Source organism: Candidatus Tokpelaia sp. (assembly GCF_008636115.1).
Lineage (GTDB): Bacteria > Pseudomonadota > Alphaproteobacteria > Rhizobiales > Rhizobiaceae > QLZD01.
Genome location: NZ_QLZD01000020.1, coordinates 81,530 through 97,078, shown reverse-complemented (window position 1 = coordinate 97,078; position 15,549 = coordinate 81,530). Strand labels below are relative to the sequence as shown.

Annotated in this window: 16 protein-coding genes; 9 read left to right on the top strand and 7 right to left on the bottom strand. The window is 51.5% G+C overall.

Annotated elements, in window-relative coordinates:
- Positions 1-156: 156 nt before the first annotated feature.
- Positions 157-1,089: a hydrogen peroxide-inducible genes activator gene (locus DPQ22_RS03175; protein ID WP_150213137.1), complete on the top strand. Its 933-nt coding sequence runs from the start codon at positions 157-159 to the stop codon at positions 1,087-1,089.
- 46 nt (positions 1,090-1,135) lie between these two features.
- Here the strand turns inward: DPQ22_RS03175 and DPQ22_RS03170 are convergent, their stop codons facing one another.
- From DPQ22_RS03170 to guaB, 3 genes are all read right to left on the bottom strand, one after another.
- Positions 1,136-2,392: a type II toxin-antitoxin system HipA family toxin gene (locus DPQ22_RS03170; RefSeq protein WP_150213136.1), complete on the bottom strand. Its 1,257-nt coding sequence runs from the start codon at positions 2,390-2,392 to the stop codon at positions 1,136-1,138.
- On the bottom strand, positions 2,389-2,697 hold the full coding sequence (locus DPQ22_RS03165) for a helix-turn-helix domain-containing protein (protein WP_150213135.1): 309 nt from the start codon (positions 2,695-2,697) through the stop codon (positions 2,389-2,391). The genes DPQ22_RS03170 and DPQ22_RS03165 overlap by 4 nt, the downstream gene beginning before the upstream one ends.
- A 629-nt stretch (positions 2,698-3,326) precedes the next feature.
- Positions 3,327-4,823, bottom strand: coding sequence for an IMP dehydrogenase (guaB, locus tag DPQ22_RS03160; RefSeq protein ID WP_150213134.1), 1,497 nt, complete (start codon positions 4,821-4,823; stop codon positions 3,327-3,329).
- A gap of 593 nt (positions 4,824-5,416) precedes the next feature.
- Here guaB and DPQ22_RS03155 point away from each other — a divergent pair.
- The 6 genes from DPQ22_RS03155 to DPQ22_RS03130 all read left to right on the top strand — a co-directional run bounded on the left by DPQ22_RS03155 (position 5,417) and on the right by DPQ22_RS03130 (position 10,313).
- Positions 5,417-6,517: a hypothetical protein gene (locus DPQ22_RS03155; protein WP_150213133.1), complete on the top strand. Its 1,101-nt coding sequence runs from the start codon at positions 5,417-5,419 to the stop codon at positions 6,515-6,517.
- The gene (locus tag DPQ22_RS03150) at positions 6,510-7,295 is read left to right on the top strand and encodes a glycosyltransferase family 25 protein (RefSeq protein ID WP_190323118.1); all 786 of its coding nucleotides are present in this window, start codon (positions 6,510-6,512) and stop codon (positions 7,293-7,295) included. The genes DPQ22_RS03155 and DPQ22_RS03150 overlap by 8 nt, the downstream gene beginning before the upstream one ends.
- Positions 7,296-7,330: 35 nt before the next feature.
- Positions 7,331-8,038, top strand: a complete 708-nt coding sequence (locus DPQ22_RS03145; RefSeq protein ID WP_150213131.1) for a polysaccharide deacetylase family protein — start codon at positions 7,331-7,333, stop codon at positions 8,036-8,038.
- 101 nt (positions 8,039-8,139) lie between these two features.
- Positions 8,140-9,447, top strand: coding sequence for a 5-aminolevulinate synthase (gene hemA, locus DPQ22_RS03140; protein WP_150213130.1), 1,308 nt, complete (start codon positions 8,140-8,142; stop codon positions 9,445-9,447).
- A 196-nt stretch (positions 9,448-9,643) separates the two neighbouring features.
- Complete coding sequence (locus DPQ22_RS03135) at positions 9,644-9,907, top strand: hypothetical protein (protein ID WP_150213129.1); 264 nt, start codon at positions 9,644-9,646, stop codon at positions 9,905-9,907.
- Positions 9,908-10,070: 163 nt separating this feature from the next.
- On the top strand, positions 10,071-10,313 hold the full coding sequence (locus tag DPQ22_RS03130) for a hypothetical protein (RefSeq protein WP_150213128.1): 243 nt from the start codon (positions 10,071-10,073) through the stop codon (positions 10,311-10,313).
- Between the two features lie 817 nt (positions 10,314-11,130).
- Here DPQ22_RS03130 and DPQ22_RS03125 read toward each other — a convergent pair.
- Positions 11,131-11,787: an MBL fold metallo-hydrolase gene (locus DPQ22_RS03125; protein WP_150213127.1), complete on the bottom strand. Its 657-nt coding sequence runs from the start codon at positions 11,785-11,787 to the stop codon at positions 11,131-11,133.
- Positions 11,788-12,047: 260 nt separating this feature from the next.
- On the opposite strand from DPQ22_RS03125, the gene DPQ22_RS03120 reads away from it, so the two are divergent.
- Together DPQ22_RS03120 and DPQ22_RS03115 are read left to right on the top strand one after the other, a co-directional pair.
- A complete protein-coding gene (locus DPQ22_RS03120) occupies positions 12,048-12,821 on the top strand; it encodes a response regulator (RefSeq protein ID WP_150213126.1) in 774 nt (257 codons plus the stop codon).
- A gap of 71 nt (positions 12,822-12,892) precedes the next feature.
- A complete protein-coding gene (locus DPQ22_RS03115; RefSeq protein WP_150213125.1) occupies positions 12,893-14,236 on the top strand; it encodes an ATP-binding protein in 1,344 nt (447 codons plus the stop codon).
- 364 nt (positions 14,237-14,600) lie between these two features.
- Here DPQ22_RS03115 and DPQ22_RS03110 read toward each other — a convergent pair whose 3' ends face one another.
- The 3 genes from DPQ22_RS03110 to DPQ22_RS08795 form a co-directional block, all read right to left on the bottom strand.
- The gene (locus DPQ22_RS03110) at positions 14,601-14,804 is read right to left on the bottom strand and encodes a hypothetical protein (RefSeq protein WP_150213124.1); all 204 of its coding nucleotides are present in this window, start codon (positions 14,802-14,804) and stop codon (positions 14,601-14,603) included.
- A gap of 15 nt (positions 14,805-14,819) precedes the next feature.
- Positions 14,820-14,966 (bottom strand): hypothetical protein, encoded by a 147-nt coding sequence (locus DPQ22_RS08800; RefSeq protein ID WP_190323117.1) that lies wholly within the window; start codon positions 14,964-14,966, stop codon positions 14,820-14,822.
- A 286-nt stretch (positions 14,967-15,252) separates the two neighbouring features.
- On the bottom strand, positions 15,253-15,534 hold the full coding sequence (locus DPQ22_RS08795; RefSeq protein WP_190323116.1) for an SDH family Clp fold serine proteinase: 282 nt from the start codon (positions 15,532-15,534) through the stop codon (positions 15,253-15,255).
- Between the last annotated feature and the right edge of the window lie 15 nt (positions 15,535-15,549).

Genomic DNA, 15,549 nt, shown 5'->3' with positions numbered 1-15,549 from the left:
CTCAAGGCAAGAGGGTGGTGGAAGGACGCAGAAAACTTGGGGTTATGCCTTTGAGAGCTGGGAGACACCGGGAAGGGAGCGTCGGTAAAGCTTTACTTTCAAACAATTCGCCGATAACAGTAAACCCGTTATTATAGGAATGTGGAATAAAAATTTATGTTTACCGTTCGCCAAATGCGCTATTTTGAGGCTCTCGTTACCACGCAGCATTTCGGCATGGCTGCCGAAATGGCAGGTATATCGCAGCCGGCTCTTTCCGTCCAGATTGCTGAAATGGAAAAAATGGTAGGTGCTCCCCTGTTTGAGCGTATGTCAAAAAAAGTTATTTTAACCGATATAGGCCGGCGTTTTCTCCCCGTTATTCACGATGTTTTAAACCGCATGGGAGAATTCGAAAAAATATCCTCCACCTCACGCGGGCCTTATCACTCTGCCTGGCGTATCGGCATTATTTCGACTGTCGCGCCTTATTTGCTGGCACCTTTATTGCCGGCTATTGAGAAACATAATCCTGAGCTGAAGCTGGAAATTCTGGAAGCCCGCACCGAAACCCTGCACCAGAAAATCAGCGCCGGCAGTCTGGATCTGGTTATTGCCGCCGATAGTTTCCCCGATGAAAGATTGACCAGGCATCTGCTTTTTGCCGATAAATTTTACCTTGCTTCTTCATCTGAAGATAAAGATTGCGCCGGCGGTCTGCCCTCACCTGAGGCGATTAAGCCTGAGCGGCTATTGCTGCTGGAAGACGGCCATTGCCTGCGCGACCAAATGCTGGATTTATGCAAAACCGGCAATTTTCGCAAAGAATTCAGCGCGACTGAACTGACCACGATTTTACAGCTTGTCTCTTATAATTTCGGGGTCACACTTATTCCACAACTGGCCTGCATGGCCGAACATAAAAACCGGCATTTGCGGATCAGCGCCTTCACCAGGGACAAACCGCAGCGCAAAATTTTCCTGTTCTGGCGCAATCGCACGCCGCATCAGGCGGATTATGAAAATTTTGCCGGGCTTATCCGCCAAGCTGTAACACCGCTGCTGGCTGAGGCGGAAAAACTGGTCAACGCCCATAAGCCGGCCGCCTGATCGGGTTTATACAACAAGAAATACGAAAAGCCGCGGGGAAGCGGCTTTATTTCACCTGCAATTTCGCACCTATATGGGCAATATTGGCGCGGCTGACACCATAATGCGCGGCCAGGTGCGGCCAATTTGTCAGGGCGCTTTTTACCCTTTCTATGGTTTCCCGGCAGTTTTTAGCCGGCAATTTGAAGCCGGACGCTAATTTCAGCAATGTGTTTTCATCGGGGTTTTTCCCTTCCCCCAGCACCATGGTGCTTTGCTCACCGCCCGGCCCGGAAGAAAAGGTTAAGTCATAAGCCGGCGCCAGCCGCCATTCTCCTGCTTCATTCATCAAAAAGCTGAAATTTTTGCCGTGATCATCGCGATTATGCGCCAATACATTAAAAACAGCCAGACGATAGAGCTGCTCTACTTCCCTTATATCACGCGTCATATATTGTGTCAGTTTCATCAAATCCTGATAATCCAGCGAAGGCACGCGGAAATCAGCATGCAGCAAACCGCTTGCCGTGTGCATGTGCAAACGCCGCCGTTCCTCCCTGTCAAAACGCTTGACGGCAAAAAAGCCGGCTCCTCTCTCGGCCGGGAATAACCAGGTTTCCGGCATAACAAGCCCGGCCTGCCTGGCCATTAAAGCATAAACATATTCAATCGCTCCGGCGTCACTGCCGTCCTGTGTGTTAGAAAACTTCACCAGCCAGGGGGTAAAACCTGCCGGCATTTCATGAGCATTGCCGATAATCTCTTTATGATCTTTGTCTACGCCGATCAGCGCCTTGGGGCGCGCGCCCGCCGAAGAGCCGTTTAAAGCCAGCAGCTCACGCAAAACCGCATCAGAAGAACCGGTCAAAACTGCCTTCGCTTCTTCAGCAAGGCGATTTAAGTCCAGCTTTTCTTCCGCTTCATCATTCTCATAAGCCGGTTCATAGACCAAAGCTCCCATTGCTGTTTTACCGATATAAGCCAGGCGATCCAGGGGTGAGACAGAGGCCGGATCAACAGCATGCCGGCGAGCAAAACGGTCGCATAATAAACGCCCCCAGCCGTCCGGCAGGCTGTCGTCAAACACGCCGGGCAAATTTTCAAAAGCCGGGTTTGTGAATGTAAACAGCTTTGCTTCCAAAGGCAGATGCAGCGGAGACAAGCGCAGGCCGGAAGAAAGAAAAGACGCATCATACTGGAAATATATTTTTTGGCTTCTTGCTTCTTTCACAAGGGCCAAAGTGCCGACATTTATCGGCGCTTTATCTTGTGAAAACTGCAAGCCGACCTGCAGCCTGTCACATTTATCGCGAGGAAAGCTCATTTACGCCGCCCTCTTTTGCGTTTTGGCCTGTCTGCGCGCCCCAGAATTTCATCAATAGAAGAAAAGACCGTTTCGTCTTGATCGCTGGCCGTCAGAACATCGTTCAGACTGCCTAATATAGCTTGCAGCTTTAAAAATCCCTCCAAAGAAATAGCTGATTTTTGTTCAAAACGGCGTAAGCTGGGCAAAGAGACACCTGAGCGCGCGCTTAAATCGGCCTGCGTCAACCCCATGGCCAAACGCCGCCGGCAGCAATTATCGGCTATTTTTCTTTGCGCTTCCTCTGCGGTGAGCATAAAAACCATTAAAATACCTCCGAGATAAATAATAATATGTTATCACTTATCTTATAAAAATCAAGATAAATAACAATATATTATTATTTATCTAAAAACAGTGCGATAAGTGATAACATATTATCAATATATATAAAAAAATGTTAAAAATCAATAAGATAACTTGTCTTTAGCGTTATATCCTGTGGTCGGCTTATGCCGGGATCAAACAGCGCCTTACGGGCGCCGCCGCGCCGGAGAAAAGCGACCGCACCGCCATAGGCTCAAGCCGGAGACTCAGCTTGCAAGGCCATGGAGCGGGGCACAAGACATAGCGCTACCGGGTAGAGTTTATCTTGAGGAACTTTACCGCAGGGACAACAGCGGAAAAGGGCGCGCCCGCACCGCTGCCCCGCCGCAAAGCAACAAGAAGGCACAAATAAAACCAGATTGGCTTATTTCACAGCTCTGCAAACTCAACCAAAAAACAGCCTTTATCAATAAAACTCACACCGGGCGGATAAAACTCATGGGAAAAACCGCAGCCTGTTCTTGTGTCCTCTTCACCGCCCGCCCTCTTTTGCTATATTTCTGCCCGGCCTGCCGCCTGTCGGCCTCCAGGCCTTACTCTCTGCCGCTTCAGCGCAATTTGCCCGGCTTTACGTATGATAATTAGGGCTTTCACGCGTAATGGTAACATTATGCGTATGGCTTTCATTCAACCCGGCATTGGTGATGCGGACAAATTTTGCTTTTTGGTGAAATTCCTGCAAATCGGCGGCGCCGACATAGCCCATAGCGGCGCGCAAACCGCCGGCTAACTGGTGCAGCACCCCGGCCACCGTGCCTTTATAGGCCACCTGGCCTTCAACCCCTTCCGGCACCAGTTTCAGCTCATCGCGCACTTCTGCCTGAAAATAGCGGTCGGCCGAGCCGCGCGCCATAGCGCCGACAGAACCCATGCCGCGATAGGCTTTGAACGGCCGCCCCTGATACATATAAACCTCACCCGGGCTTTCCTCTGTCCCCGCCAGCAATGAGCCGACCATGGCGGCGGCGGCACCTGCTGCCAGCGCCTTGGCAAAATCACCGGAATATTTAATGCCGCCATCGGCAATCACCGGAATATCGGCTTTAGCCGCCGCCTCTACCGCGCCCATAATCGCCGCTAATTGCGGCACGCCGACACCGGCAATAATCCGCGTGGTGCAGATAGAACCCGGCCCTACCCCCACTTTGACCGCATCTACCCCGCAATCAATCAGGGCTTTTGTTGCCTCAGCCGTAGCAATATTGCCAGCCATAATGGCCGTATTATTATCAACTAACCGGCGAATTTCCTTCACCGAATCAAGCACGCGCTGCGAATGGCCATGCGCCGTATCCACCACCAGCATATCAATGCCGGCCGCACATAGCCGCTCGGCGCGCTCCAGCCCGTCTTTGCCGACATTCACCGCCGCTGCCACCCGCAAACGGCCATGCGCATCTTTGGCCGCATTGGGGTTAAGCCCGGCCTTTTCAATATCCTTTACCGTAATCAGGCCGACACAGCGGCCTTTGGCATCTACCACCAGCAATTTTTCAATCCGGTTGCGGTGCAGCAGCTTTTTTGCCTCCTCCTGGCTAACATTTTCCCGCACAGTAACCAGATTTTCATGCGTCATCAATTCGCAGATTTTCTGCTGCGGATTACCGGCAAAACGCACATCGCGATTGGTCAAAATACCGACCAGCCGCCCCGGCACACGCCCTTTGCCCTCCTGCTCCACCACTGGAATGCCGGAAATATTATGCGCTTTCATCACTTGCTGCGCGTCAAGCAGGCTGGCCTCAGGGCCGATGACGATCGGATTGACCACCATGCCGGTTTCAAATTTCTTTACCCGGCGGACTTCTTCCGCCTGTTGTTCCGGGCTTAAATTGCGATGGATAACCCCCAGCCCGCCGGCCTGCGCCATGGCAATAGCCAGTCGCGCCTCGGTTACGGTATCCATGGCAGAAGATAAAAGCGGCAAATTCAGCTCTATTGTGCGGGCAATGCGGGTTTTGAGCTGCGTTTGCGCCGGCATAATATGCGAATGCCCGGGGACAAGCAGCACATCATCAAAAGTAAGAGCAAAAGCCCCGGTCGGGCTTTCAACAAGTTTTGCCATGGCCAATTCCTCAAAAAATCGCGGCGGTACCCAATAACAGGACACCCCCTGTTTAACGGATTGGCGGCGAGTTTTACCATATTTCTCCGTCTATGCAAAGCCGTTTTGCGCTTTTGCCTCCTGTTCTCCTTCCCCCGCCTTTCTGCTTTTATTCCTGCCGGTTACAATGCCCCTGCCGCCCCGGCCCGCTCATAGCGCAAAGCGGCAGCGGATCTGCGGGTCAAGAGCAGATAATTGCCGCCTGTCGGCCAGCCGGAGCAAGTCACCATGCCTGCCCGGCTCTTGCCGCTTTGCCGGAACCAGTGCCGCAGCCACGGGCACAGATACAATCGGAGAATAATATTCTCGGCTCTGGTTGTTTTTGTTGCTGCCGGAGCTGATAAAACAGGGCTTCAGGCAGTTTTGGGGAAATATTGAGCCGCCGCCGCACTTTTGGTCTGAAAGCATCTTTCCCCCATTTTATGAGCGTTACAACTCCTTTCCCAAAAACTCTGCAAGTTTTTGGGAAACAGCTTTTAATCTGCCGGCTTTGCCTTTAGACTGCACCCGGGTGCAGCGCATTATCCCGCAACAGGGGCAAAGGCCGTAAACACATGCAGATAGATTATGTTATCACCTGGGTAGACGGGCAGGAGCCAGGGCACAAGGCCGCCCGCAAATTTTACCTGGCGGAGGATAAAAAAAGAGCCGGCGGCCGGGCGCCAAACAAGGAAGAAACAAAACACGGCTTTGAAAAAACAACCAAAATCCGCTTCCAGGATAATGGTGAGATTTATTATAATATTGCCTCTGTCCTGCGCTATGCGCCTTTTATCCACAAAATTTTTATTGTAACTGATAATCAACTGCCGGCGCTCTTGCCCGATTTTGTCAATGAAGGCAAATGCCCGCCAGGTTTTTTGCAGCTCGTCAGCCATGATGAAATTTTTGCCGCCAGTGCTGATTTGCCGCAATTTGCGGCTGTGCGCCCCAGTTTTAACTCCCGTTCTATTGAGGCTGTGTTATGGCGCATTCCCGGCCTGGCTGAGCATTTTATTTTCAGCAATGATGATTTTTTTATCAATGCGCCGGTGACAGCGCAGGATTTTTTTATCAATGGCGTGCCCAGATTATTTGGTGTGTGGAAAAGTGTCGGCGCAGTAAAGCTGCGCCATTTTTACCGGCAAATGCTGGCCGGAATTTCGTCTTATCGCCTGCCGCCAAGGCACAGCACTTCGCTGTGGCTGGGAGCACGGCTTAGCGGCGGTTTTAACAGTTTTGGCGCCAGATTCCTTGCCGTGCCGCATTATCCTCACCCGCTGCGCAAATCTACCTTTGCCGGTTTTTTTCGCGCCAATCCGGCAGTTCTGACGCGCCAGCTCAGCTTCCGCTTTCGCGCGCCGCAACAGTTTAACCCGGTCTCATTAGCCAATCACCTGGAGATAAAGCGCGGCGCTGTGCCCGCTCGCCCGCCTGACATTATTTATCTCGATGATATAAAATCGCCGCAGCATTATGCCGCTATTCTGGCTAAAATCCAACACAGCGCCGGGCAATTTGCCTGTATTCAGGATATAGGTCTGTATCCGCCGGCCGCACAGGCGGAACTGCACCATGTTCTGGTGGAAAAATTTCGTGCAAATCTGCCTGAAACTGTCAGGCGACATTTATTATCCCTGGCGCATAAAGCAGCGGAGGAAGCAAAAAATGAATGAGTGCCCAGATAAAAGCCAGGCCGGGCGGGCGGCTGCTTCCGCTAAATTACCGGCCTTTATCCTGCATCTTGGCCGCGCCGCTGCGCGGCAGGAAAATGTTGACAGCCTGCAACGCCTGGTGGCGCAGCAGGTGCTTTTTACCGGGGCAGAAGTGCTGCCGGCTATCGATGCCGAGCAGATGCCACAAGCGCAGAGTGAGGCTGTTTACCGGCGCAAAATCTTTCTTCCCTTTTATCCTTTTGCTCTAAAACCGGCAGAAATTGCCTGTTTTCTCTCCCATCGCCTGGCCTGGCAGACCATGCTGGAGCGGGGCTGCGCGGCCGCCCTGATTACCGAAGATGATATGCAGCCGCGGGAAAATTTTGCCGAGGCGCTGGCGCTGGCAGCGGCGCATATTCAGGCTTGCGGGCTTATCCGCTTTCCCCATCGCGACCGGGAAAGCGGCCGCCTGATCGCGCAACAGGGGCAAACAGAGCTGATAAGCCCGGCGCCTGTCGGACTTGGGGCTGTTTCTTATATGCTGAGCCGGAAAGCAGCAGAAAAACTGCTGGCGGAGACACGGCATTTCGACCGGCCGCTTGATGTGTTTTTGCAAATGTTCTGGGTTACAAAAATACACCCGGCAGCATTGCGCCCCGGCGGCATTGCCGAAATATCGGCTAAAATCGGCGGCTCTACCCTGACACAAAAGCGCACTATCGGGCAAAAATTGCGGCATGAGCTGTTGCGCCCGCTGTACCGGGCGCAAATTGCTCTGCTCTCTCACCTGAAAACCTGAATTTACACTCTTATAACCTTGACGGGGAAACCGGCATGTCTGTTCCGATTCTACTCTATCACCATATTGATGAAGCACCCAAACGCGGCACGCCGGCGCGCAGCATATGGGTAAAGCCGGCGCGCTTTGCCGGCCAGATGAAAGTGTTGAAAGCGCTGGGCTTTCAGGGTCTGTCGCTGCGCCAGGCTATTCCTTATATAAAGGGAGAGAAAAAGGGAAAAATTGCCGTTATCACCTTTGATGACGGTGCCATGTCGGTTTATCAACAGGCCATGCCGGTGCTGGACAGGCTTGGCTTTACCGCCACCTGTTTTTTTGTTGCCGGCTATATTGGCGGCGGCAATGACTGGGATAGACCGCCGCGCAAAACAGCAAGGCTGATGGGCGCAGCAGAAATGCGCGACTGGGCGGCGCGCGGGCATGAGGCGGGCGGGCACACCCTCACTCACCCGCATTTGCCGGCATTGCCGCCGGTTGAGGCACAAAAGGAAATTATTGACTCCAAACAGCGGCTGGAAGAAATTTTCGGCTTCCCCTTGCTGTCTTTTGCCTATCCCTATGGGGAAGAAAATCCGCTTATGCGCAATTTTGTGCGCGAAGCCGGCTATAATTATGCGGTTACCACCACACGCGGGCAAGCGGGGGTAACGGACGATATATTGGCTTTGCCGCGCCATTCTATCCGCCGCAATGACAGTTTAATGCAATTTCTGCTGAAATGCCTGTTTCGTAAAAAGGGGTGACCGGCGCTGTTTCAGGCCTATACGCCTATAAAATACAAAATCTGCCTGCTTTCTCTTGTTTGCCGCCGGTTTTTATTGCAATATCGCCGCAGGAGTATAAAATGAACTATGAAGATTTTTTTCAGGAAGCCGTGGCCAGCCTGCATAATGAAAAACGCTACCGCGTTTTTGCCGATCTGGAGCGTATTGTCGGTGCCTTTCCCCACGCTATCCGGCGCCATGGCGGCAAAGCGCATAATGTTACTATCTGGTGCTCCAATGATTATCTGGGTATGGGGCAGCATGAAAAAGTGATTGAGGCGGCCTGCCGGGCAGTCACAGGCTCAGGTGCCGGGGCCGGCGGCACGCGCAATATTTCCGGCACGAATCATTATCTGGTGGAGCTGGAGCATGAGCTGGCCGATTTGCACGGTAAAGAGGCGGGGCTTGTTTTTACCTCCGGCTTTGTTGCCAATGAAGCGGCTATTTCCACTATTGCCAGGCTGTTGCCTGATTGCCTGATTTTATCCGATGAGCTTAATCATGCTTCAATGATTGAGGGTGTGCGTCATTCCGGCGCGGAGAAGAAAATTTTCCGTCATAATGATATGCGGCATTTGGAAAGCCTGCTGGCTAGCGCGGGGAAAGAGCGCGCCAAGCTGATTATTTTTGAATCTGTCTATTCCATGGACGGCGATATTGCGCCGGTTGAAGCCATTGCCGATCTGGCCGATAAATATAATGCCCTGACCTATATAGATGAAGTGCACGCTGTCGGTATGTATGGCGCACGCGGCGGCGGCATTACCGATCGCGAAGGGCTGGCAAACCGCATGAATATTATTCAGGGCACTTTGGCCAAGGCCTATGGCGCGCTGGGCGGCTATATTACCGGCACACAGGCGCTGATTGATGCTGTGCGCTCTTATGCGCCGGGTTTTATTTTCACCACGGCTTTGCCGCCGGCTGTTGCCAGTGCGGCGCGCGCAGCCATTAGCCATTTAAAAACATCGCAAAATGAGCGGGCGGCGCAGCAGAGGCAGGCGCAGCAGACAAAAGCTGTTCTGACGGCGGCCGGCCTGCCGGTTCTGACAACAGCAACGCATATTGTGCCGGTTCTGGTGGGGGATCCGGATTTATGCAAGCGCGCTACTGACCGGCTGCTGGAAAAACATAATATTTATATTCAGCCGATAAATTACCCCACTGTGCCGCGCGGCACAGAGCGGCTGCGCATTACGCCGACACCGTTCCACACTGATGCACTGATTGAAACCTTGAAAACAGCGCTGGTGGAAGTATGGCAGGCTCTGGGTATTCCTTTTGCCGGGGCGCCGCAAAGCAGCGGGAAGCCGGACATACAAATGGCCGCCGCGAAACCGCGCGCCGACCGCATTATTTCCCTGCCGGTTTCCAAAGCCGGCGGCTAAAGTTATAAAGCCTGTTCTCCGTTCCGGCTAAGCCGGCGCGGGTTCTGTTCCCCTGCTTCCTTATGCGGCTCGCTTGGCCGCGGTAAAACAGTAATATTATAATTGACAAGGTTTTGTCACAATGTATATGTAAACGAAGCGCGGCATAGTGGGCGGTATTATATTGCCTGCCATATGCTGTAACACGGAGGAAAAAATGCTTTCTGTACCCTTTAAAAAAGGTTTCTGGCGCGGTTTTGCTTCCCCCACAAATATTTTTACGCCGTCACGGCTGCATTTCCCTGATCCTGTCCGGCTGGAAGATGCGTGGGCGCAGGTAGGGCGTTCTATGGCTGCGGCCATGGGTGTAGAGGGAGGCTATGTTGACCGGCAAAAACACGCCGCCAACGCTGCGGAATATTTACACAAAACACACTATAGCGGCAAGAGAAGCGCACAAAAAGCCCGTTCAGGCAAGTGAGTCCGTGCGTGAAGCGCTGTTCGGCGCGGATAATCCGGTTGCCGAACAGCAAATGATACAAATTGCCGCTGAGATGCAAATGTATCGCGGCCCTTTGCCCCCTGCTGCGGAGGTATGCGCGTAGGAAGAAATATGCCCCGGCTCTGCCGAGCGCATTCTGGGCATGGCGGAAAGTAATAATCGCTGCAATAATACCAATAAATATAAAATCATTCAGCATAATATCCGCTTTGAAAATTGCGGGCTTGCTCTGGGTTTTTGCGCTTTGATAATGGATATTGCTGCTGTTGTTTATTGCACTGTGCAAGGCCATGATGCCGTTGCTATTGCTCTGCTGACACTGGCGGTAATGGGGGTTATCGCCAAATTTATCCCGGTTCGGGCTGAACAGCAAAAACAAGACTGATATACTGAGCTTATGAGCGCCTCTGACGCCTCAGGCTCGTTTTGCTACTCTACCCTCTATATAAACCTTCAGGCCTTTCTTCCAAACAATACGCACCTGCGCTTTATAGCCACTCCGCTTTGCCGCAGCGTTTGCGCCGCTTTTATTTGACACGAAGTATTGGAAATAGCGGGATTAGGTGATTTTAAGCGAGATATGGCAGTAATATTGGGGGATTGAAGAGAGTTGTTAATAAGGAAATTGGTGAAGGGTAGCAAAAAGATTTTGACAGGAATTTTCGCCAGACAGGCGCAGTTTGGTGAAAATCGGCCGTATGCTGCGCAAACCTTCAAAAAGGCTTTGAAATTACCCTCATCACCTTTGAAAAGGCTTTGAAAGCCCGGTAACCCGCCTTTGAAGCAGTTTTTATTATATTAAGCTATGTTCCATTTCGCTTTGGGGATAATTTTTTATAAGCTGCTTCGTGCGACCAAATTTAACTGGCTGGGGCGCGGATAATAAAGAAGCGGATTATTCTGCCCCTTTCAAAGCGCTTTTGCAGGCTCTTTGACTTATGCTTCAAAAGCTTGATTTTGCCGGCAGAAAGATTCCGGAACCTCGTGGCAAAAGTTGCAAAACCGCCTGACAGGCTACAGCCGCCTTATTTGGCCGATAGGCGTTATGTGTTTAGCCGCTCTCATTTTGGCCGCCAACAGCCGCAAGCCCCGGCTGGCGCTCAGCTCTTGAAGCCCGGCAAAGCTGCTTTGCCTTGAAGTTGTAGCCTTATACGCCCGGCCGACCACGATTTTGCGGCAGCACCGGCGCGCTTTATCCTGATCTACAGATTCTGCAAAAAAGGATTGCTCTGTTTTTCATGGCCAATAGTGCTGCCGCGCCCATGCCCGCAGATAAAGACTACCTCATCGCCCAAAGGCAGAATTTTCTCTCGCAGTGAGCGCATTAAATCATCATGATTGCCGGTGGGAAGGTCTGTCCGCCCAACAGTCCCGCGAAACAGAACATCACCGACTATTGCCAGTCGGAGAGCAGCACAAAAATAGACAATATGCCCCGGAGAATGGCCGGGTGTATGCAGCACAATGAATTCACGGCCGCCGCAGCTTGCTTTATCGCCTTCTTCCAGCCAATAATCAGGAGTGCAGTTTTGCACTTTATCCTGCCATTGATAGCCGGCAGCAGTTTCAACCAGGCTGTCAAGCAGCGGCTTATCGGCTTTTTGCGGGCCATAAATTTTTACCCCCAGCGCTTTGGCAGCCTCCATAGCTGAAGCGGCATGATCAATATGGCCATGTGTCAGCCAAATAGCCTCAATTTTTAGCTTATGCTCGGCAATAGCAGCTAAAATACGCGGTAATTCTGCCCCCGGATCAATAAGCACGCCCTTTTTATCTGCTTTATCAAACAGCAAAGTGCAATTTTGCCGAAAGGGCGATACGGGGATAAGAACCGCCTGTAAAGAACTCGATGCCGCCATGATTGAGACTCACTTTCTGTTATTTCCAGTATTTGTTTTGCTCTCTGCCAAAACAGGCAAAAACGCTTATTTTACGGCAGGAGACATAGTTTTATCTAATTCACGGGAAATAATTTCGCTCTATTTGTTGTTTTTAGCTAAAATTTATCGCCCTATAACTTATAATGGGTTTAAACGGCAAATATACCGCGCAAGTCTTTATCCTCTGCTGCTTAAGCTGCGCCGCAATTTTCAACACCGAAAAATATCGGATTCAAATTATGCCAGAGAAACACCGCCAGAGAAATCCCGCTGCTCCTGCCGCTGCCGCTGCCGCCAAAGCAGCGGCCTGTAAAACAGATTTACAACCTGTTTCCGATGACGCGCCGCATCTTTTGGTCATTGATGATGATACGCGTATTCGCCGCCTGTTATCACAATTTTTGCGCAAAAATGATTTTCGTGTAACCATGGCTGCCAATGCCGCCGAGGCCCGGCATTTTCTTGCCGGTATTGGGTTCGATCTGCTGATTATTGATGTCATGATGCCGGGGGAAAACGGCCTGTCACTTACCCGTTCACTGCGCGAGAGCAATCAGGTGCCGATTTTAATGCTCACTGCTTTATCGGAAACGGAAAACCGCATTGACGGGCTGGAAGCAGGGGTAGATGATTATCTGCCCAAGCCTTTTGACCCGCGCGAGCTGTTGCTGCGCGTCAATGCGGTTTTGCGCCGCGGCAATGCACCGGGCGAAGCCAAAATTGAGCAAATCACTTTTGGCCCTTATCTGTTTTTTATCCCGCGGCGTGAGCTGAAAAAAGCGGGGGAAATTGTGCATCTCACCGATAAAGAGCAGGAAATTATGGCCGTTTTTGCCGAAAATCTGGGCGAAACCGTGCCCCGGCAGGCTTTGGCGGGAGAAACAGGCGAAATAGGCGAACGCACCATTGATGTGCAGATAAATCGTTTGCGCCGCAAAATAGAGGACGACCCGGCCAACCCGCTCTGGCTGCAAACCGTGCGCGGTATTGGCTATAAACTTATTGGCGAATAAAGCCCGGATTCAGGCAAAGCCCGTATCCGCCCGGCCCGTCCGATAAGGGCAATAAAACCGCTGAGACAAATATGATAAAATCATTGATCAAAAAACCGGGTGCCTATTTATCGCGGCATTGGCCAAAACGGCTTTATGCGCGCGCGCTTATTATTATTATCGCGCCAATGGTTTTGCTGCAATCTGTCATTGCCTATGTGTTTATGGAGCGCCACTGGCAAATGGTGACCGAGAGGCTTTCTATGGCCGTCGTGCACGATATTGCCGCCATTATTGATATTATTGAAACTTATCCGCAAAATGATGAATATAATACGATTATCCGCATAGCGCGTGAGCGCATGGGGCTGAATATTTCTATCCTGCCGCCGGCAGAATTGCCGCAAACCGGGCCAAAGCCGTTTTTTGCCATTCTCGATTATTTTTTGAGCGAGGAAATCACCAAGCAAATTCACCGTCCATTCTGGATAGATACGGTCGGTGATTCCGATCTGGTGGAAATTCGCATCAATCTGGGTGACAAGGTCTTGCGCGTTTTTGCCACGCGCAGCCAGACTTATGCTTCCAATACCGGCATTTTTCTGGGTTGGATGGTGGGCACGGCACTGGTGCTGCTGATTATCGCCATTTTCTTTTTGAAGAATCAGATTACGCCAATACAGCAACTGGCACAGGCGGCGGAAAGTTTTGGCAAAGGCCGCCCGCTGCCGAAAGGCTTTTCGCCCCGCGGAGCTGATGAAGTGCGCCGCGCCGGCCTGGCCTTTTTGCGCATGCGCCAGCGGATAGAGCGGCAAATAGAGCAGCGCACCACCATGCTTTCCGGTGTCAGTCATGATTTGCGCACGATTTTGACCCGTTTCAAGCTGCAACTGGCGCTTTCCGGCGAAAATTTTGAGACAGAAGCGCTGGAGCAGGATATTAACGATATGCAGCATATGCTGGAAGATTATCTGGCCTTTGCCCGCGGTGAGGGCACTGAAGATGTCGGCCGGCTGGATTTAAAACCGCTTATGGATAAATTCACTGAGGAGGCGCATTTGCGCCGGCGCGGTTTTACCTCTTCACTGCAAGGCCCGGCAGTAATAGAAGTGCGGCCGCGCGCTTTTGCCCGCCTGGTTGCCAATCTGGTTTCCAATGCTTTTCGCTATGCCAAAAATGTGCATATATCTGTGCGCCGCTCACACGAAAACCTGCATATTGAAATTGATGATGACGGCCCCGGCATTGCCGCCGCCATGCGCGAGGAAGTGTTCAAGCCGTTTTTTAGGCTGGATTCGGCGCGCAATCAGGATTCCGGCGGCACCGGGCTTGGTCTTTCTATTGCCCGCGATATTGCCCGCAGCCATGGCGGCGATGTTACGCTTGGTGAAAGCCCGCAAGGCGGCCTGCGCGCCATTATTGAAGTGCCAATATAAGAGTGAGGTGCTTATTTAAGGGGCTGGAAGCGCCACCAAACGCGAGCGGGCAGGCCGTCCGCCACCGCTTTTAAATTAAAGGCAGAGCAATAAGCGTTATTATTAAGTGCGCAATGGAATTTATGTTGTTTTTCGCCTGTCGCAAAACCTTGCCGGTTTTGCCGCCTCAAAGACAGCCCGCAGCGATAGTGGCGATGTTACGCCTGGTGAAAGCTAGCCCGGCGGCCGGCGCGCCGTAATTTCTGTGCCGGTTCAAACGGCGGGCAACAGGCTCTATCGGTTTTTCGGCTCATAGAAAAAGCGAACCCGGCGGCTTGCCTGCCCGGGGGAAATCTTCCGCCGCAATAATAGCAAAACAATAATTTCACTTTAAACATGTTCTGAAAGAGTTTAGCCGCTCTACCGGCATAAATTTCCTGGAAATATCATAGCCCTCATATTCGGCCCGCGGGCTAAATTTAACGCCGCTCTGTTTTTCAACCAGCTGCCCCAGCTCTTCCGCCTGTTTGCGCACCTTCTCCAGACGATCATCATGACGCAAAGCTGCAATTTTCTCGACAATGCTCATCTGTTTTCTCCTGTTTCAAGCAGCTTTTACGGCATAAATAAAGGCCGAAGCTTGTATTCTCGCGACATAATCTGACAAGTTATCATTATAACGGCGTATATAGCCTTGCAGTTCCCTGTCAGCGCCGTAATCATCTATTTTCAGACGGCATTCATCTCTCAAAATATTCAGCCCAATCATGCGCTCGTGTGAATGTCAATGGGCATGATCGGACAATAAAGTTGCAATTTCCTCTGTCCTTTGCTGCCTTTCTGCCTCAGACACAGCTTCCCCCCATTATGTGTCCTATGACACAGCCAATTTCTGAATTTATACTTGACCAGCCATTCCTTTAACAAATCAACAGCCAAAGCCCGCCCTTCCTCGCAGAAAGATAAAAAGCCCAAATCCTGCTGCAAAAGCCATTGGAACTCCGGCGCCGTCAAGTTTCCTTTATTGGCTTTCGCAATCAGCTCATCAATTTTTGCCAGATAACCAAACGCCGGAATATATCTTTTCCTTCTTTATCAGGAATTTGCGGATCAATCGGCCCTAGAGAAGATGAGTAATCCATGTATATTTTGTCCCCCGCCATACATAAAATTGTCCCCGCCGACATAGCGGCAACCGGCACAACAAAATACACTTCTCCATAATTATGGCGTAAAATATCGACAAACTTCTCGGCCGCTTCCGCCTGGCCGCCGCCCGTAGTTAAAAAAAACGGCGATACCGGGCTTTTTATCGGCACAGACAGCCATTTTCT

Coding starts and splice junctions, on each gene's coding strand:
- DPQ22_RS03135 (WP_150213129.1), top strand. CDS start 9,644: ATGCTTTCTGTACCCTTTAAAAAAGGTTTCTGGCGCGGTTTTGCTTCC.
- DPQ22_RS03110 (WP_150213124.1), bottom strand. CDS start 14,804: ATGAGCATTGTCGAGAAAATTGCAGCTTTGCGTCATGATGATCGTCTG.
- DPQ22_RS03145 (WP_150213131.1), top strand. CDS start 7,331: ATGTCTGTTCCGATTCTACTCTATCACCATATTGATGAAGCACCCAAA.
- hemA (WP_150213130.1), top strand. CDS start 8,140: ATGAACTATGAAGATTTTTTTCAGGAAGCCGTGGCCAGCCTGCATAAT.
- DPQ22_RS03130 (WP_150213128.1), top strand. CDS start 10,071: ATGGCGGAAAGTAATAATCGCTGCAATAATACCAATAAATATAAAATC.
- DPQ22_RS03150 (WP_190323118.1), top strand. CDS start 6,510: ATGAATGAGTGCCCAGATAAAAGCCAGGCCGGGCGGGCGGCTGCTTCC.
- DPQ22_RS03170 (WP_150213136.1), bottom strand. CDS start 2,392: ATGAGCTTTCCTCGCGATAAATGTGACAGGCTGCAGGTCGGCTTGCAG.
- DPQ22_RS03165 (WP_150213135.1), bottom strand. CDS start 2,697: ATGGTTTTTATGCTCACCGCAGAGGAAGCGCAAAGAAAAATAGCCGAT.
- DPQ22_RS03115 (WP_150213125.1), top strand. CDS start 12,893: ATGATAAAATCATTGATCAAAAAACCGGGTGCCTATTTATCGCGGCAT.
- DPQ22_RS03120 (WP_150213126.1), top strand. CDS start 12,048: ATGCCAGAGAAACACCGCCAGAGAAATCCCGCTGCTCCTGCCGCTGCC.
- DPQ22_RS03125 (WP_150213127.1), bottom strand. CDS start 11,787: ATGGCGGCATCGAGTTCTTTACAGGCGGTTCTTATCCCCGTATCGCCC.
- DPQ22_RS03155 (WP_150213133.1), top strand. CDS start 5,417: ATGCAGATAGATTATGTTATCACCTGGGTAGACGGGCAGGAGCCAGGG.
- DPQ22_RS03175 (WP_150213137.1), top strand. CDS start 157: ATGTTTACCGTTCGCCAAATGCGCTATTTTGAGGCTCTCGTTACCACG.
- guaB (WP_150213134.1), bottom strand. CDS start 4,823: ATGGCAAAACTTGTTGAAAGCCCGACCGGGGCTTTTGCTCTTACTTTT.